Source organism: Spirosoma sp. (assembly GCF_048594605.1).
Lineage (GTDB): Bacteria > Bacteroidota > Bacteroidia > Cytophagales > Spirosomataceae > Spirosoma.
The window spans coordinates 29555-48371 of the sequence record NZ_JBMDWV010000287.1 but is presented as its reverse complement, the minus strand read 5'-3'; the positions used below and the strand labels follow the sequence as shown (position 1 = coordinate 48371).

Here is an 18817-nt window from a genome sequence, read left to right as displayed (position 1 = left end):
AATATACTTAAGGACTCTAAAACGCTTAGGAAAGTGCTATGAAAGAGATAATTAAAAAAATAGGGGGCTTGGTCTCGGCAATAAATGCTGAGCAAGGGCAATTAAGTTTTTTTGCGTTAGCTCTTCGTGAGGATGCTTTTGTATGGGATCTGTTAGTTGCTGCTCAATGGATTGACGAAGATCAACGGCAAGCGCTGGATTATTTGACCAAGCGAGTGCAGAGCGTATTAACAAAGCAGGAGTTACTTAAAATATCGGCTATCATTTTGCTGAGACATGAGTACTACACAGAAGGTACTATTTTAAAAAGTGAGTTCGGGTGGGAAGAGTCAGATATTGATTTATACGGTATAACCGTTCAAAAAGCGTACATCTTCGTAGCGCCTGACGTAGAATTCAAAATGGGCCCAGTATCTGTGAATACTTAATTTCTATCAATGCGTAACCCCTTCTTCTACGTTTTACTGCTTGTGCTGGTCATTCTGGATGGCTGGCTGTTGGCACACCCCAATCTGATTGGTCAGGCTGGGGTGTTCTTTTTTGATTACGAGGCAATCGCAACTTTTCCGAAAGCTGTCGGAAGCGTAGCTATTGTCGTAGGAGTATCGTTGCTTATATCGTTGATTGTCAAGAAGATAAATCAACCGTTGGCCATTGGTATTCTTGTGGCTTTGCTGGCCTTATCAGCATATTATTTACTGCAGAGTTTTACCCAGTATAATTCAGGGATTTACAAACTGACGGGCGCTGGTTTTCGGGCGGGTGCCATTTTACTTCCAGGACTTGTTGTACTAATAGTCGGCAATGCATTGGTGGATAAATTGCGCTCAAGGATCTAATAAGCTGTGTTCCAGTGATATATTATATAGGCAGGCATGATAGATCTGGAAGCAGAAGGGCTGAGACGTAGCACTGATAAATTAATCAACTAAACCAACGCTTATACTGTTGTATATATAAGCGCGTCGTTTCCAGCCAGAAAGAGAATAAAAAACAGAAACTTTTGCAGTAAACTATTTAGGCTAAACGCTACCTTTGCGGGTCAAAACAACGACGCGCCCCCGTCATGGATCAGTACTCATATATCGCCAATTCCGACGCGGCTTACGTAGATCAACTTTATCAGTCTTATAAGCAAGACCCTCAATCAGTTGACGAAAGCTGGCAGCAATTTTTCAAAGGATTTGAATTCTCATTAACCTACGGCGAAAACGCCACCGGCAAAACCAACGGAGCAACGCCAAACGGCGTATCATCCAATGGTAACGGACAGGCCACCGCCACTAAACCTGTCGATGCTTCTCATGCCGAAAAAGAAGTTTCGGTAGCCAGTTTGATCAAGGCGTATCGCTCCCGTGGGCACCTGCTGGCCAAAACAAATCCGCTACGGGCCCGCAAGGACCGTCAGCCACGGGTTGATTTGCCCGACTATGCACTCTCGGATGCCGATCTGGATACCGTATTTGAATCGGGTAAGTTGCTGGGCATTGGGCCCGCTACGTTACGCGTGATTATGGAATCCCTGCGGAAAATTTACTCGGGTGATATCGGCTTCGAGTACATGTATATCCGCGAGCTGGATGTTAAAAACTGGCTACGTAACAAAATCGAGAAAGAAGCCCTGGTTTTTGAACCGACGCTGGATGAGAAAAAACGGATTCTTGAAAAGCTCAACGAAGCAACCGTTTTTGAAAACTTCCTGGCTACCAAATATTTAGGTCAGAAACGTTTTTCGCTCGAAGGCGGAGAAGTAACGATTCCGGCGCTTGATACCATTATCAGTCAGGCGGCCGATATGGGCGTAGAGGAAGTGATGATCGGTATGGCGCACCGGGGGCGTTTGAACGTACTGGCCAATATTCTGGGAAAATCCTACGAATCTATTTTCGATGGGTTTGAAGGGAACGTACCGGATCAGGTTCATGGCGACGGCGACGTAAAATATCACCTCGGCTATTCGAGCTTAACCGAAACCAAATCGGGTAAGCAGATCAGTGTGAAACTGGCACCGAACCCCTCGCACCTGGAAGCGGTGAATCCGGTAGTTGAAGGCTTTGTACGGGCGCAGGCCGATGAAGAGTACAAAGGCGATTTCAAAAAAATCATGCCCATTCTGATTCACGGTGATGCGGCTGTGGCGGGTCAGGGTATTGTGTATGAAGTGACACAGATGGCGAAACTGGCGGGCTATCAAACCGGCGGTACGGTCCATTTCGTGATTAACAACCAGATCGGTTTTACCACGGATTTCGATGACGCGCGTTCATCAATTTACTGCTCGGACGTAGCAAAAATCATCGATGCGCCTATTTTCCACGTCAACGGCGATGATCCTGAAGCAGTAATTTTCTGCGCGAAGCTGGCCGTTGAATTCCGCGAGAAATTCAACCGGGACGTCTTCATCGACATGGTTTGCTACCGTCGCTACGGTCACAACGAGTCGGATGAACCGAAGTTTACGCAACCGACGATGTACAACATCATCGACAAGCATGCCAACCCGCGCGAACTTTACAAAGACCTTCTCATCGAACGGGGTGATGTTGATGCCGAACTGGCCCAGCGAATGGATACGGAATTCAAGAAGCAACTGCAGGACCGGCTCGACCGCGTGAAGCAAAAAGCCGAAATCCCGTATAAACCACTACGTCTGGACCGCGACTGGGCCGAGCTACGTTTCAGCGAACCAGCAGACTTTGAAAAATCGCCTGAAACAGGCGTTTCGGCTGAAGTGCTCGAAACAGTTGGACAAGCACTGGTTAAACTTCCAGAAGGTTTTAAGCCGCTGAAGCAGATCGACAAGCTGCTGAAAGACCGACAAGCGATGCTAACCGATACGAAAATAGTGAACTGGGGAACGGCCGAATTATTGGCTTATGGCTCAATACTATTGGAAGGTAAGCCCGTTCGGTTGAGTGGTCAGGATGTGCAGCGCGGTACGTTCTCGCACCGTCATGCCGTATTGCACGATGCCGAAACCAACCAGACGTATTCGTCGCTCGATTTCATTCAGGAAGGTCAGCAGAAGTTTCAGATCTATAACTCGCTGCTATCGGAGTATGGTGTGCTTGGCTTCGAGTATGGCTATTCGATGGCTACACCCAACGCACTGGTCATCTGGGAAGCTCAATTCGGTGATTTCTCGAATGGCGCCCAGCTAATTATCGACCAGTTTATCGCGGCTGCCGAATCGAAATGGGGTATTCAGAATGGCGTTACGTTGCTGCTTCCGCATGGCTACGAAGGTCAGGGACCGGAGCACTCGAATGCACGTCCTGAGCGCTACTTACAGCTGTATGCCGAATATAACATGACGGTTGCGAATGTATCGACACCGGCAAACCTGTTCCACATTATGCGTCGGCAGTTGGCGTGGCCGTTCCGTAAGCCACTGGTAATTATGTCGCCAAAATCGTTGCTACGTCATCCGAAATGCGTTTCTCCGCTGGAAGACCTGACCAAAGGTTCGTTCCAGGAAATTATTGACGATACGTATGCACAGGCCAAGAAGGTAAAACGCGTTCTGCTATGCACGGGTAAAGTATATTACGATTTACTCGACAAGCAGCAGGCCGATCAGCGTGACGACGTAGCGATTGTTCGGCTGGAGCAGCTAGCGCCTTTATCGAAAACACAACTGGATAACGTACTGGCTAAATACAAAAAAGCAGAAATATTCTGGGTACAGGAAGAGCCCGAAAATATGGGTTACTGGACGTATCTGCTACGTATCGGCCTGAATTATCCGATCATCTCGCGGAAAGCAGCCGCTTCACCCGCAACGGGATACCCAAAAATTCATACTCAGGAACAAGCCGATATTGTTCGGAGAGCGTTTGAATAAAAAAGCAGTTTTCAGTTTACCGTTTTCAGTTGTTGGTTCTGCCGCTTCTGAACTGAAAACAGTAAACGGAAAACGGTAAACTGAAATAAAAATGGCCGTTGACATGAAAATCCCTCCCGTAGGGGAATCCATTACCGAAGTAACTGTTGGCACCTGGTATAAGCGCGAAGGTGATCACGTAAAAATGGACGAGGTTCTTTGCGGACTCGATTCCGATAAGGCTACGTTCGAATTAACGGCCGAAGCCGATGGTATTCTGCATATTCTGGCGCAGGAAGGAGACGTATTGCCAATCGGTGCCAGTATCTGCACCATCGACGACGGTGGCAGCGCACCCGCTCCTGCTGCGCCCGCCGAGCCTGCAAAAGCAGAAGCGCCTAAAGTTGAGAGTCCCCAACCCGCTCCAACGCCCGCACCCGCTCCTGCTGAAGCACCTAAAGCGGATGCGTCGAGCGTTGTTGAAATGAAAGTCCCGGCTGTCGGTGAATCGGTTACTGAAGTGACGATTGCGTCGTGGAGCAAAAAAGATGGCGATCAGGTTGCACTGGATGAAGTCCTGTGCGAGCTTGAATCCGATAAAGCTACGTTTGAATTACCCGCCGAAGCCGCCGGAACGCTACGTATCGTGGCTCAGGCTGGCGAAACATTGCCAATCGGTGCCTTGATTGCCAAGATCGAAGTAGGTTCGGGCGCTCCGACCGCTTCGCAACCTGCTACTACGCCAGCTCCTGCTCCAGCGGCCAGCGCACCAGCCACTGAAACACCTGCTTCGAATGGGCAGAATGGTTACGCAGCACACCACGCGTCGCCAGCAGCCGCTAAAATTCTGGACGAGAAAGGCGTGAGTGCTCAGCAGGTTCAGGGTTCCGGCGTTGGCGGACGTATTACGAAAGAAGATGCGCAAAAAGCATCACCCGTACCCGCTCAGCAAGCCGCTCCACAAGCACAGCCTGCCCCTGCTGCAACCAAACCCGCTGCTCCAGCCCCTCAGCCAGCTCCTGCTCCAGCGGGTGGTAGCCGTGAACAGCGTCGGGAGAAAATGACGTCACTACGTCGGACTATTGCCCGTCGGTTGGTGGCGGTGAAGAATGAAACGGCTATGCTGACTACTTTCAACGAGGTAGACATGAAGCCAATTATGGACCTTCGCAACAAATACAAAGACAAATTCAAGGAGAAGCAGGGCGTCGGGCTTGGCTTTATGTCGTTCTTCACGAAGGCGATTTGTATTGCGTTGAAAGATTTCCCGGCGGTTAATGCCCAAATTGATGGCGATCAGATCGTTTACAATGATTTCTGCGACATTTCGATTGCTGTGTCGACGGACCGTGGCTTAGTCGTGCCAATCATTCGGAATGCGGAGCAATTGAGTTTTGCTGGTATCGAGAAAGAAATCGTTCGTTTAGCAGGTCTGGCCCGCGACAATAAGCTTACAATCGACCAAATGACGGGTGGTACGTTCACGATCACGAACGGTGGTATCTTCGGCTCTATGCTGTCGACGCCGATTATCAACGCACCGCAGTCGGCCATTTTGGGTATGCACAACATCATCGAACGCCCGGTTGTCGTTAACGGCGAAATCGTAGCCCGTCCTATGATGTATCTGGCGCTGTCGTACGACCACCGGATTATTGATGGAAAGGAATCAGTTAGCTTCCTGGTCCGTGTGAAGCAGATTCTGGAAGATCCCGCCCGAATTCTCTTCGATATGTAATTGATCTGGATTATAGAAAAACATCCCGAAAGCGCTGAGCCTTCGGGATGTTTTGTTTTTAGGCAGTGCCTAATGACGATTAATGTAGCTCGTCTAAAATCTACTCTTCCTCGACGTAATCCAGATCTTTGGTGAATGTTTCGTCGAGGAAAGTCAGCGAAATTAAAGCGACTACTACGGTTAACACCCCTACGGTTAAGGCACTATAAATGGTACCGAGAGATGGCTTCAACTGAATAAAAAGCGCACTGAGCGGAATGGTAGCTCCACGTACAAAGTTGGGGATGGTTGTTGCTACGGTGGCGCGGAGATTGGTGCCAAATAATTCGGCTGCAATGGTTACAAACAAAGTCCAGTAGCCATTCGCGAACCCCAGAAAAGTACACGCTACGTAGAACATCGTCAGGTCGCTGATAGGCGCCAGCAGATACACCAGCGTAAAGGTCAGCGACAGAAGCATAAACATCCGGATTACCCGCTTGCGGCTACGTAGCGACTGGCTCAAAAATCCGCTGACAATATCGCCGAAAACCTGCCCCGAAAAACTCAGCATAACTGCTTTCCCGGCTACGACAGGCGCACTCAGACCGAGCGCTTTTCCAAACTCCGGCGAGAACGTAATCAAGATCCCGACAACGAACCAGATCGGCAACCCAACCAGAATACACTGCACGTATTTGGCTAGCCGCGCCTTGCTGGATACAAGCATGGCTACGTTGCCACGCGGTAATGCCCGCTGTTTTGACTTGTTAAAAATGCGGGACTCCAGTACGTTGAAGCGTAGCACGAGCAGTAAAAGCCCCATGCCGCCCCCGATAAAATACGAAATACGCCAGTCGAATAAATCAGCGATGAAATACGCCAGAATAGCCCCCAATACGCCCATTGTAGCAACCAACGTAGTACCATAGCCCCGAATTTCCTTTGGCAGAACTTCCGTTACCAACGTAATACCTGCGCCTAATTCGCCCGCCAAACCGACTCCAGCGATAAAGCGCAAAATAGCGTACTGGTCGAGCGACGTAACAAAGCCGTTAGCGATGTTGGCCAGTGAATACAACAAGATGGAGCCGAAGAGAACCGAAAGGCGCCCCCGTTTATCACCCAATATGCCCCAGAATATACCCCCAATCAGCATTCCGGCCATTTGGGAGTTCAGCAATGAAATACCTTCGCTCAAGAGTCGATCGCCGTCAACGCCAAGGGCTTTCAGGCTGGGGACACGTACGACACTGAATAAAAACAGATCATACATATCGACCAGATAACCGAGAGCGGCTACCATCACTGGCACTTGCAGAAGTTGGCTAATAACTGTGCGATTCGTTGTAGTCGGTTCGGGAGTCAGGATTGGCTTCATTATCAGTACGTCTATTACACCTTCTCCGGAACGACAAACGGCGCCCGGTACTTACGCGTAAGCATCTGGTTTGCTTCTTTATCGCCAATGAATACTTCATTTTTGGGGTCGAACCGTAGCGTGCGCCCTAATCGGTAGGCAATATTTCCCAAATGCGCGATACCTGCCGATAAATGTGCGGTTTCGACGGGCCCATTCAGCTTCGCTTTATCGCGCGAACGTACCGCATCAATGAAGTTGGCGAAGTGGTCGCCACCAGCTTTACGGGCCGGACCGGGAGTACGTTCTTTGCCCAGAAAAGTTTTGTAGTCGTCGTAACCATTAATGACCATGTAGCCCTTATCGCCGTAGAACAGGTTGCCAATTTCAACGCCATCCTCTTTATTGGTCATCCAGGGGCGCACCTCAAACTGAATAACTTTTCCTTCTTTCGGGTATTTATACACCGAGCTGAGCGTTTCGGGCGTTTCCTTGCAATCGTTCCAGAGAAATTTGCCTCCTGCCGACGTAATCTCTTCCGGTAGCCCTACGTCCAGTCCCCACATGCAGAGGTCGGTTTCGTGAATGCCCTGATTGCCAATGTCGCCGTTGCCGTAATCCCAGAACCAGTGCCAGTTGTAGTGAACGTAATTTTTACTGAACTCTTTCTCCTGCGCGGGTCCTTGCCACAGATTCCAGTTCAATTCCGACGGCACTGGTGATTTGCCCTGATTGCCAATATCGGGTCGCCATTTGTAAACCAGCCCACGCGCCATATACACTTTCCCGATTAGGCCATCGCGCAGGTGCTTGATGGCTTCCTGAATCGCTGCGGAGCTACGTAGTTGTACGCCGTGCTGCACAATGCGGTTATAGCGCGTAGCGGCTTCTACCATCTTCCGGCCTTCGTACAGATTATGCGAACCGGGTTTCTCTACGTATACGTCCTTACCTGCCTGACACGCCCAGATGGTAGCCAGCGCGTGCCAGTGGTTCGGCATCGCAATACTGACGGCATCAACGTTTTTATCGTCATACACCTGCCGTAAGTCGGTCATCGTCTGAACTTTCCGACCGTATTTCTTCTCAAAGCTGGCAGCGCCAGCCTGTAATACGTTGGTATCAACATCGCACAACGTAACGACTTCCACATCTTTCAGTTTGGAAAAACCATCAATGTGATTCTTTCCTCGTCCGTTAATACCAAGAACGGCTACCCGAACCCGATCGTTTGCACCAAAAGCGCGGGCCGGAATGTACGTCGGCAGACCCAGTACCGCCAGCGAGCCTATGGCCGTGGACTTAATAAACGTTCGGCGTGATTCGGTTTGATTTTCCATGAAGGTTAGCGAGTTAAGGGGTTTCGACAGGTTTTTTTTGTAAGAACTGTCGAAAAAAAGGCCTGCATTGTAAAGGGAGTGAATCGCTAAAACTAATCGTAAACTGAAACCTGATTATCAAAATATTACAGGCGAGGCAGCGTCAATCCCCCATCGACCAGAATAACCTGGCCGGTCGAGTAGGGGAAGTCTCCGCGTGCGAGGGCCGCTACGGCTTTGCCAACGTCGTCGGGATAGCCCCAACGCTTCTGAACACACAGCCCATCGGCAATCAGTTTGTCGTATTTGGCCGTAACCCCCGCTGTCATATCGGTCTGGATAATACCCGGACGAACTTCATACACCGGAATTCCGAACTCACCCAATCGGGCCGCAAACAGTTGGGTCATCATGCTTAATCCCGCCTTTGCTACGCAGTACTCGCCCCGATTGACCGAAGCGACTGTCGCCGAGATCGACGAAACGTTGATAATATTTCCCCTGAACGTAGCGTCCTGCTGTTGCTGCTCGATCATCCAGTTCGCCACCGCCTGCGTCAGAAAATACGGACCCTGCAAATTGGTCGATACTACGTAGTGAAAGCTCTCTTCGGTTGCTTCCAGAATATCCCGACGTTCTTTGGGGGCCACGCCTGCATTGTTGACCAGTACGTTCAGGCGACCGAAATAGCGTTTTACGTTCTCTATGATGGCCTTTCGATCATCGGGCGCGGCAATGTTGCCGGGACAATATAGGACGTCGGCGCCGAGCGACCTTAAGCCGTCCAGCGCTTCGGCAACCAAATCTTCCGACCGGACGCCGTTGATAGCCAGATCGAAGCCGTTTTTCGCCAGATGTTCAGCAATACCGTAACCAATTCCCCGACTACCGCCCGTAATGAGTGCTACGTTTTTCATCTTAGTGTTGTGGGATCGCCCGACACTACGTTATAGATTATCTTTTATGGCTTTTAGCTGTTCAGCTTCAGGGCTCTTTTTGTAGAGCGGGTCCAGCGGATAGCAGCCCGAAATCAACCCGCTACGTGGCGCGGTGGTGCAATCGGAGAAGGTACGGCAGATCAGGTTGCGCACGAGCGATTTTCCGGCTACCATATCAGCAGGCATACCAGGGTACGACAAAACCATTCGGCCAAAACCAATACTATCGGCCATTCCGTTACGTAATACGTATTGCGCTACGTTCGGCAGCCATTCCTGCAAATACGAATAGCCCGACCCAATAATTACCAGATTGGGGAAAGCCTGTTTCAGTTCATGTGTTACGTCGAGGTGGCGTTTCACACCCAGTAAGGGATCTTCGGGGGGAAGATAGCCATCGGAGGGCGGAAACAAGGCTGGTCGCGTCAGATGGGGGTTGTAGTAAGGGCTTGCCGCCGTAATGCAAACAATCTGTATACCAAGTGATTCGGCCAGGGCTAGAAACGCTTTGGTTTCGGTCAGATCAATCTCTACCCCGTTCGATTTTCCACCGAAAGCAAACGGATAATCTTCTGCTGATTCGGGTACGCCCGTACCAACGGGGCCTTTTTTGAACGGCAACATATCGAACGCGCTCAGCCGCATTCCGATTTCTAGTCCGGGCGCTGCCTGCCGAATCCCCGCCACAATACTCCGCAGATAACGCGTCCGGTTGTCAAACGAGCCGCCGTACTTACCGTCCCGGTCCACTGCGCTCAAAAATTCATGTCCCAGATAGCCGTGGCAATGTTTTACGTCTACAAAGTCGAAGCCTGCTTTCTGCGCCAGTACGGCGGCTTCAATGTATTGCTCAATAATCTGGTCGATTGCTTCGTCGGTAAGCGTCGGATAATCGGTTGCCAGCCCAAATTTTTTGTTCAGAATTGGGTGGCTGTACAGGATTTTCGGTTCAAACTGCTTGTGACTGTGCGGTTTGGAAAAGCGCCCTGAATGCGTCAGTTGAAGCCCAATGAGCAAATCGTCGGTTGTGCCAAACAACGTAGCGTGTTCTGACAGCATCATTTGCCGTAATTCAACAAAGTCAGAGAACGTATCATTGTTTATGACCAACTGATTCGGGTTAGCCTTACCGCTATGACAAACGGCTACAGCTTCGCAACCGAACAACAGCTTGGCCCCGCTAACGGCAAATTTCTTCCAGCGATTTCGCGTAAATTCCGTCGGCCGACCGTCCGTAGTGCCATCCCAGCCCTCCATTGGCAAAATACACAGACGATTGCCAACCGTTTTGCCTGACTTGAGTGAAATAGGCTCGCTAAAAGGGCTTTCGGCAGGCGGCAGCAACGTATCGTCGAAAGGTAGAGCAATGTTGTTCGTTGACAGATAAGTCCGCAGGTCAGTTGCCGTTTTGAACTGCGCCATGCGAGGGTACTGGGGTTTGTATTTCTCACTCATCGGGATCAGTAAAGTCAGGCAATCTGTGGTCCGGCAATCCGGTTAAAGAAGGTGTAATACGGTTCATTGCGGATGATACGCTGCACATACAGCGCAACTTCGCGGATGTGGTAATCGCCCCACATACTCGACTCGCCGTTGGCAATTTTACTACCGGGCGGTACGTAGTCCCAGCCGTTGGGTTGATGGTAAATCGAATGGAGCAGCAGTCCCTGATGATCGGGGTTGGTGCTCAGATACGGTTCGTCCAGTAATGTATCAAGTACAGTCAAACCGGCCTGGTGGTACCGTTTGCCTGCATCTGTGTCGCCCTTTTCGGTCAAATACTTGCCCAAACGTAGCAAGCCCTGCGCCCCAATGGCTGCAGCCGAACTATCGACGGGCTCGAACTCATTGTACGGATCGGCAGGTCGGCTCAGGTAATCGCCTAAGTGGTGTAGGTTTGGTGCGCCAGTGTCCCAATACGGGATTCCATCGGTAGGTGTATGGGCAATGTAAAAATCGCAGGTAGCCGTAGCGGCTTTCAGCATATAAGCTTCGATGGTGCTACGTCCGCCGAACAGCTCCAGCTCATTGTCGCTACGCGTGGCCAGCCATTCAAGTTGTTCGGGAAAACCGCACATCGCCCAGGCTAAGCCGCGTGTCCAGGTTGTAAATCCTGAGTAACCCTGCTGCGAGTTGGGGCAGCGGAAATTGCCATCCTTTACGTTGAAAACGCTTTCATGCGCGGTACGTCCCCACAGATCATACGTATCACGACCTTCGCCGTAAAATACCGAATAATCGGCGGTGGCTTTGATGTGTTGTAAGGCGCGCTCGAGCAGGCTGATTTTTACGTCGCCTTCGGCCTGAAATACGTGACCCAGCGCATGACTCAGCACCAATGCCCGGCACGAACGTATCGTATCGACAAACAGCGAGTGCGCACCGTTGAACGAGTGAATGAAGCCGCCGGTTTTTATGGGTGTCCAGCGGCTGGCCTGCACCGCTCCCGAAATTTTCAGCGCCAGTTCGTAGAAATTCTTTTCCCAGTCATTCGCTGGAATTCGGCCTTCGCCCATCAAACGTAGCAAATTGCCATACGTACTGACGTTGTTGAAACCGTGGTCATGCACGCCAATATGACTAATGTGCGGAGCCATAACGTGCAGCGTTTTCTGACGGCCAATTTCCAGGAAATCCACTTCGTTGGTGGCGTCGAACTGAAGAATAGCTGAGCCGAACTGAAATCCTTGTGTCCACTCGGTCCAGCCGCGCGTTGAATATTTTCCGGCAACGGTAAAAACAGGCGAGCCTTTTGTTACGTCGTATTCGGTTTCGATCTGGCGTATTTTCTGGCCGGAGATCTGCCAGAATCGGACTATTTTTTCGGTAAGATCGGTGGGCTGTAGAGACTGGTTAATCTGCATACGCTAGAAAAAGTGGCGGGTTTGGCGCTACGTTCTCTAAAGATCAGTTCGCGAGTCTACTACTATTCAAGAGGTGAGAGAACACCGATTTTATAATGAATAATAATGTAAAGAGAGTAGGACAAGCTATGTAACTGCCGCAAAAGGGAATTTGAGTAGCTTGAAAGGTGGGCCGGTTATCACGTGAACTATTCATAAACCTGAGCAATCTCCTCGCCGTATACGCCAGCAGGACGCTTGAAAATGCGAGCCTTTATCTGACGGCCGGATTTAGCCGCGGATTGAATCAGGGCCAGGTATTCCTGGCTACCTGTCATTCGCATATCCAGGTAAAACCAACGGGCATGCGGATAAAGAGCGATTCGAGCTGTATCATTTTGGATGGTTCTAAGTTCGGGCAAGACAGTTCCTAGCTCGTAGGTTTCGCCTGTCTTTGAACGCGTTACAACCGCTTCGTTATGCTTTTGGCAAGCGTTCAGAGCCAGTAGCGGCATAAGGGTGATTAGCGAACGTTTAGTCCATTTCATAAGTATAGGGTCGGGTTTATTCTTTTAATAAACTGACCCAATTAGCTCCCGTACCGTTGCAAGGGCTACTTAGCTTAGCCATCCTAAAAATCGACATTCCATTTAAGTACAAAAAGCCGCCCCTGGTGGAACAGGACACGGCTTTCGGTATATGTCTGAGCAATGCGTTTACCCTTTGATCAAACTCACTCCGCCCATTTCCAGCGGTTGGGGAATTCCCATGAGTTGCAGAATTGTGGGCGCAATATCGGCCAGTTTACCGTTATTCAACTCAGGATGATAGTCTTTATCGACCAGAATACAAGGCACTAAATTGGTGGTATGAGCGGTGTTGGGCGAGCCGTCCTCGTTAACCATATATTCGGCATTCCCGTGGTCGGCAATAATAATTGTTGCGTAACCATGTTCGAGTGCTGTTTCTGTAACCGCTTTCGCGCAGGCATCGGCTGTTTCGGCAGCTTTGACGACCGCTTCAAAAACGCCTGTGTGCCCAACCATATCCGTATTAGCGAAGTTTAGGCAAATGAAGTCAGCCTCTTCTTTTTCCAATTCCGGAATAATGGCGTTACGGATGTCGTAAGCTGCCATCTCGGGAATCTGGTCGTATGTTTTTACGGGAATGGTTATCTCTACGCCTTTTTCATCCAGAACGGTCATTTCTTTCGGCGAAGGACAAAGCAGGCGCTTTTCGCCCGTAAACGGCTCTTCCCGACCACCCGAGAAAAAGAACGTAACGTGTGGATACTTCTCGGTTTCGGCAATCCGAATCTGCTTCCGTCCGGCATTGGCCACGACTTCTCCCAGCGTTTTTTCGAGGTTATCTTTATCGAAAATGACCCTGACGTTGATGAATTCGCTGTCGTAATTGGTCATAGTGATATAGTTAAGCGCCAGTTTTTTCATGCCCTGCTCCGGGAAGTCCTTTTGGGTCAGCGCCTGCGTAATCTCGCGGCCCCGGTCGGTACGGAAGTTGAAGCAAAGCACTACGTCACCTTCTTCGATAACCGCTACTGGCGAACCATCCTCTTTTGCCGCAATGATCGGTTTAATAAACTCGTCCGTTACGTTGTCGTCGTACGATTCCTGTAAAGCGTTTGTTACGTCGATAGGAGCTACTTTTCTGCCTTCTCCGTGTACCATTGCGTCGTAGGCAATTTTAACCCGCTCCCAGCGGTTATCACGATCCATGGCATAGTAACGGCCGGTAACACTGGCAATCTGGCCCGTTGTGATTGCCATATGCGACTGGACGTCCATAATATACCCAATGCCGCCTTTCGGGTCTGTATCGCGACCGTCGGTGAAGGCATGCACAAATACGTCGGTTAGGTTATGGGCGTGAGCGATGGATAATAGACCTTTCAGGTGATCGACATGCGCGTGAACACCGCCATCGGAAACCAATCCGATAAAATGCACTTTTTTGCCATTAGCCCTGGCGTAATTCAATGCATCGACCAAAACAGGCTCATTATCGAGTGTATGCTCTTCAACGGCTTTATTAACTTTTACCAGATCCTGATAAACAACCCGTCCCGCGCCCAGATTCATGTGCCCTACTTCCGAATTACCCATCTGGCCAGCCGGTAGCCCAACCGCCAGGCCGGAAGCTTCCAGCGTACTGTTCGGATACTTGGAATAGAGTGAGTTAACAAATGGTGTATGGGCCGACTCAATTGCCGATACTTCGGGTTTTAGTGGAATGCCCCAACCGTCGAGGATAATAAGAATGACTTTTTTATTCATAGGTTCAATGCGTGCGTGAATGGATGAGTGAATAGTTGAAGCAACCCATAGTCGCTCAATCGCTTATTCGTTCAGGCTCAATTTGAAATTTATGTTGTTGGACTAAATAGGTCAGTAACTGGCGGCAGCAACGCAGGGTAATCTGGTAGACTTCTTCAAAAACGTCAGGTCCTTCATAATATGGGTCCGGAACATTAGGATCATCGCTGACCTCCGGATCAAATTCTCGCAGGAGAAAAATCGTATCAGTGGTATAAAGGCCCGTGCTTCGGTAATTCAGTTTTTCGATGGCTTCCAGGTTTTTTTCGTCCATCGCTACAAAGTAATCGAACTGGGCTAGATCTTCTCCTGTAAAACGCCGGGCGCGGTGTGTAAGTGTAAGGCCGTGCTCAAGGGCGTTTTCTCGGGTACGGCGGTCAGGCAAGCTGCCAATATGATAAGAGGATGTTCCGGCAGAATCACAGCTTATCTGCTCATCAAGCCCTGCTTCAGCAATTAAATTCTTAAACACGCCCTCCGCCACCGGTGACCGGCATATATTACCTAAACAAACGAAGAGGACGTTTAACATATGGCTCAGGCCAGGGATTGCATGGGTGGAAGGGATAGCGGTGGATTGCACAGTATTAAAAAATCCTGTCATGCCCTGCTATCCGCGCAACACATGCTCTCCCTGCTATTTTTCAAGCGGTTCATTTTTTTCATCCACAATCACAAACACATCCTCTCCGGGCTTTTTCATCAGGTACTTCTCGCGGGCAAACTTTTCGCGAAGCTGATCATTGCCCAATACTTCCTGACGTTCGATCTGGATGGTTTTGATTCGCTCCTGATAATACGTAGCGTCTCTGTCCAATTCGCGTAGTTTCCACCAGTTCCGAATCTGGGAAGGCAAATCGTTTGCGTCAAAAAAGGTCATCCATCCCAACAGGCCTAAGCCCGTAGCAACGTAGAAATTTCGGCCGTAGTGAAGAATTTTTTGAAGCATAGGGCATAGGGCAGAGGGCAGAGGGCGCGGGGCAGAGGGAGAAAGGTTGTTTTACCTTTGCCCCACGCCCTTCGCCCTCTGCTTTAAAATTTAAGTCCGGGGAAATAGGCTGTTTCGCCTAGTTCTTCCTCAATACGCAGAAGCTGGTTGTATTTAGCCATCCGGTCAGAGCGCGAAGCCGAACCCGTTTTGATCTGGCCCGTATTGAGCGCTACCGCTAAATCCGCTATGGTTGCATCTTCAGTTTCGCCAGATCGGTGCGACATCACACTTTTATACGAGTTACGTTTGGCCAGATTTACAGCGTCGATTGTTTCGGTCAGTGAGCCAATCTGGTTTACTTTCACCAGAATCGCATTCGCAATTCCTTTATCAATACCTTCCTGAAGGCGCGTTACGTTGGTTACGAACAAATCGTCGCCGACGAGCTGGGTTTTGTTATCTTTCAGCAGGTCAGTTTGTTGTTTCCAGCCAGCCCAGTCATCCTCGGCCATACCATCCTCAATCGACAGAATGGGGTATTTGTTAACCCAGTCTTTCCAGAAGCCAGCCATTTCTGAGGACGTCAGCTTATCGCCCGTCGATTTTTTGAAGTGATAAACTCCGGCTTCGGCGTCGTAGAATTCTGATGAAGCAGCGTCCATAGCGACCCAAACATCCTCGCCTGGACGATAGCCTGCTTTTTCAATAGCCTGCAAAATGGTCTGGATAGCTTCTTCGTTCGATTTGATATTCGGAGCAAAGCCGCCTTCATCACCTACGTTGGTAGCGAGGCCCATTTTTTTCAGAACACCTTTCAGCGTATGGAAAATTTCGGTGCCCATACGTAGCGCTTCCGAGAAACTCGACGCATTGGCGGGCATAACCATAAACTCCTGAAAGTCAATCGAGTTGTCGGCATGCGAACCGCCGTTCAGAATGTTCATCATCGGGACGGGCAATGTATTGGCATTTACCCCCCCGATATACCGGTAAAGCGGTAAGCCCGCTTCCTGCGCAGCTGCTTTCGCAGCGGCCAGCGATACACCCAGGATGGCATTCGCGCCTAATTTGCCTTTGTTTGACGTACCGTCCAGCTCGAGCATAATTTTATCAATCATGCTTTGATCAAAGATCGAAATGCCGACGAGTTCCGGAAAAATCAGTTCATTAACATTTGAAACCGCTTTCAGGACGCCTTTGCCCATATACACCTTTTTGTCGTCGTCGCGAAGTTCGACGGCTTCGTGGGTGCCTGTCGATGCGCCCGAGGGGACAGCCGCACGACCTAGGAAACCCGTTTCGGTACGTACGTCGACTTCAACGGTCGGATTTCCGCGTGAATCCAGAATTTGTCGAGCATGAATGCTGAGGATGGTACTCATAGGAAGAATAAGAAAGATTAATAACGAAATATTCTATCAGTCCGGCACGCCGGTTTAGGGGGTTTGACTACCAAGCGATTAGGCGGATAGGCTTACCGGGCGCAAAGTAACAAAATACAGGGCAAAACTTTTAGAACAGTGCAGGAAAAGAGAGTAGGTAAGCGTGTGACCTTATTATTAATTTAATGTCAACAAAGACCTGAAACAGAAGTTGTCAGAAAATGTTCTCTACTTTGTGGGCTCATTTTTGCCACCAAACCACTATAAATTTATGCGAGGTATACTATATTTTCTTTTGTTCCTATTAATCATTTTTGGCGTGCTCTACGCGCTTACCGGCTGGAGCTACAGCGATGGCGAACGGGCTGGAACAGTCTCGAAATTCAGCCGCCGGGGGTTTATTTTTAAAACATACGAAGGTGTTCTGAACGTAGGGGGTTTTTCGGGTGAAACGGGTTCGCTTACTCCTCAGTATTTCGATTTTTCGGTAGATGATGACGCTGTCGCCAAACAAATCACTCAGGCTGTCAAAACCGGCCAGCGCGTAACCCTGCATTACGAGGAAAAAATCCTCAAATTCCCATGGAATGGCGAAACCAAATACTACATCACAGGTGTAGAGATCGTTGGCCCACCGGCTCGTCCATACGGTGATGGATCGGCGTATCCGGGTTATCAACCAGACCAGACACCCTCTGTCCAGCCGCAGCAAAGCCAGCCTCAATCTCAGCAGCCAGCGCCAACTCAACAACCTGTTCCGGCCGATTCGACGCTGTAACTACGTAGCATTCACTGCGTCTGCCTGATAGGCAGTTAAATGCCGGATAGCTCCTGTCTTACCGGGCCAGGTCAGGCTAATAGTACGCTGCAGTAAACCGCTCATTATATGGCGTTTAGACGGGCATCTCCTGGTGAATTTCGTTTGCTTGAAAACGCCCGTAAAAACCCCGAACTATTTTCAAAAACCGTTTGGTAAATTGCCCATTTTTGGGTAATTTTATCTGTTTAAACAACCATCCTAACATGGCAAAATCAGATACGGCGCAAGCCACAGCATCTGCTAATGACAGTAAATTAAAAGCTCTTCAAACAACCATCGAGAAACTTGATAAAGCGTTCGGCAAAGGCACTGTAATGCGCCTGAGCGAAAGCAAAGTTGTTGACGTTCCGGTTATCTCGACAGGTTCGCTGGGATTGGATTTAGCCCTTGGTATTGGTGGAATGCCTCGTGGTCGTATTGTAGAAATCTACGGACCTGAATCATCAGGTAAAACCACCCTAACGATGCACTGCATCGCCGAAGCGCAAAAAGCAGGCGGCTTGGCTGCTTTTATCGACGCTGAGCACGCGTTTGACCGTGTCTATGCTGAAAAGCTGGGCATTGATACCAAAAACTTGTTAATCTCGCAGCCTGACAATGGTGAGCAGGCGCTTGAAATTGCCGAGCATCTGATCAGTTCCGGCGCTATTGATATCTGTGTAATTGACTCAGTTGCTGCGCTTGTCCCGAAAGCCGAAATCGAAGGTGAAATGGGTGAGAGCAAAATGGGTCTGCAAGCTCGTTTGATGTCTCAGGCGTTACGTAAACTGACAGGTACGATTAATAAAACGGGTTGCTGCTGTATTTTCATCAACCAATTGCGTGAAAAAATTGGTGTGATGTTCGGTAACCCTGAAACAACTACCGGTGGTAACGCGCTGAAATTCTATTCGTCGGTGCGGTTAGACATCCGTCGAATTGGTCAGATTAAAGAAGGTGCCGATAACGTAGTGGGTAACCGGACGAAAGTAAAAGTAGTAAAAAACAAACTGGCTGCTCCATTCAAAGTCGTTGAATTCGACATTATGTATGGTCAGGGAATTTCGAAAGTTGGTGAAGTTCTTGACTTGGCGGTTGAAATGGAAATCGTTAAAAAGTCGGGTTCCTGGTTCTCATACGGTACGAGCCGTCTGGCACAAGGTCGTGATGCCGTTAAAGAACTGCTGCTTGATAATCCTGAACTGATGGGTGAACTGGAGGGTAAAATTCGGGCGAAAATTGCCGAAGATGACGACGCTCTTCTTGATCCCGTTCTTGAAGGTACGGAAGCTGACGACGAAGGCCTGCTCGACGATTAATTTCTTGCTCAAGAGTATAAGGCATATAAAAAAACAGGCTGGTTGACAACCAG

16 protein-coding genes are annotated in these 18817 nt (G+C 49.5%); 6 read left to right on the top strand and 10 right to left on the bottom strand.

Going from position 1 to position 18817, the window contains the following annotated elements; translation table 11 throughout:
- The first annotated feature begins 38 nt into the window (after window positions 1–38).
- From ACOJS8_RS17210 to odhB, 4 genes are all read left to right on the top strand, one after another.
- Entirely contained in the window at window positions 39–428 is a 390-nt protein-coding gene (locus tag ACOJS8_RS17210) for a hypothetical protein (protein ID WP_420149778.1), read from the top strand.
- 9 nt (window positions 429–437) lie between these two features.
- Window positions 438–839: a hypothetical protein gene (locus tag ACOJS8_RS17205; RefSeq protein ID WP_420149777.1), complete on the top strand. Its 402-nt coding sequence runs from the start codon at window positions 438–440 to the stop codon at window positions 837–839.
- A 227-nt stretch (window positions 840–1066) separates the two neighbouring features.
- The gene (locus ACOJS8_RS17200) at window positions 1067–3844 is read left to right on the top strand and encodes a 2-oxoglutarate dehydrogenase E1 component (RefSeq protein WP_420149776.1); all 2778 of its coding nucleotides are present in this window, start codon (window positions 1067–1069) and stop codon (window positions 3842–3844) included.
- A 91-nt stretch (window positions 3845–3935) separates the two neighbouring features.
- The gene (gene odhB / locus ACOJS8_RS17195) at window positions 3936–5561 is read left to right on the top strand and encodes a 2-oxoglutarate dehydrogenase complex dihydrolipoyllysine-residue succinyltransferase (RefSeq protein WP_420149775.1); all 1626 of its coding nucleotides are present in this window, start codon (window positions 3936–3938) and stop codon (window positions 5559–5561) included.
- Window positions 5562–5661: 100 nt separating this feature from the next.
- Here the strand turns inward: odhB and ACOJS8_RS17190 are convergent, their stop codons facing one another.
- From ACOJS8_RS17190 to eno, 10 genes are all read right to left on the bottom strand, one after another.
- The gene (locus ACOJS8_RS17190; RefSeq protein ID WP_420149774.1) at window positions 5662–6921 is read right to left on the bottom strand and encodes an MFS transporter; all 1260 of its coding nucleotides are present in this window, start codon (window positions 6919–6921) and stop codon (window positions 5662–5664) included.
- Between the two features lie 14 nt (window positions 6922–6935).
- On the bottom strand, window positions 6936–8240 hold the full coding sequence (locus ACOJS8_RS17185; protein WP_420149773.1) for a Gfo/Idh/MocA family protein: 1305 nt from the start codon (window positions 8238–8240) through the stop codon (window positions 6936–6938).
- 125 nt (window positions 8241–8365) lie between these two features.
- Window positions 8366–9136, bottom strand: coding sequence for a 3-ketoacyl-ACP reductase (locus ACOJS8_RS17180; protein WP_420149772.1), 771 nt, complete (start codon window positions 9134–9136; stop codon window positions 8366–8368).
- Window positions 9137–9166: 30 nt separating this feature from the next.
- Window positions 9167–10612 (bottom strand): NADH:flavin oxidoreductase, encoded by a 1446-nt coding sequence (locus ACOJS8_RS17175; protein WP_420149771.1) that lies wholly within the window; start codon window positions 10610–10612, stop codon window positions 9167–9169.
- A 14-nt stretch (window positions 10613–10626) separates the two neighbouring features.
- Entirely contained in the window at window positions 10627–12021 is a 1395-nt protein-coding gene (locus ACOJS8_RS17170) for a glycosyl hydrolase (protein ID WP_420149770.1), read from the bottom strand.
- Between the two features lie 188 nt (window positions 12022–12209).
- Window positions 12210–12548, bottom strand: a complete 339-nt coding sequence (locus ACOJS8_RS17165) for a hypothetical protein (RefSeq protein WP_420149769.1) — start codon at window positions 12546–12548, stop codon at window positions 12210–12212.
- Window positions 12549–12716: 168 nt separating this feature from the next.
- On the bottom strand, window positions 12717–14294 hold the full coding sequence (gene gpmI, locus ACOJS8_RS17160) for a 2,3-bisphosphoglycerate-independent phosphoglycerate mutase (protein WP_420149768.1): 1578 nt from the start codon (window positions 14292–14294) through the stop codon (window positions 12717–12719).
- A 55-nt stretch (window positions 14295–14349) separates the two neighbouring features.
- A complete protein-coding gene (locus ACOJS8_RS17155; RefSeq protein WP_420149779.1) occupies window positions 14350–14865 on the bottom strand; it encodes a low molecular weight protein-tyrosine-phosphatase in 516 nt (171 codons plus the stop codon).
- A 105-nt stretch (window positions 14866–14970) separates the two neighbouring features.
- Window positions 14971–15282, bottom strand: a complete 312-nt coding sequence (locus ACOJS8_RS17150) for an FtsB family cell division protein (RefSeq protein ID WP_420149767.1) — start codon at window positions 15280–15282, stop codon at window positions 14971–14973.
- Window positions 15283–15365: 83 nt separating this feature from the next.
- Window positions 15366–16646 (bottom strand): phosphopyruvate hydratase, encoded by a 1281-nt coding sequence (gene eno, locus ACOJS8_RS17145; RefSeq protein WP_420149766.1) that lies wholly within the window; start codon window positions 16644–16646, stop codon window positions 15366–15368.
- Window positions 16647–16917: 271 nt separating this feature from the next.
- Here eno and ACOJS8_RS17140 point away from each other — a divergent pair, with 271 nt between their 5' ends.
- Together ACOJS8_RS17140 and recA are read left to right on the top strand one after the other, a co-directional pair.
- Window positions 16918–17424 (top strand): hypothetical protein, encoded by a 507-nt coding sequence (locus ACOJS8_RS17140; RefSeq protein ID WP_420149765.1) that lies wholly within the window; start codon window positions 16918–16920, stop codon window positions 17422–17424.
- 245 nt (window positions 17425–17669) lie between these two features.
- A complete protein-coding gene (recA, locus tag ACOJS8_RS17135; RefSeq protein ID WP_420149764.1) occupies window positions 17670–18764 on the top strand; it encodes a recombinase RecA in 1095 nt (364 codons plus the stop codon).
- Window positions 18765–18817 lie beyond the last annotated feature (53 nt).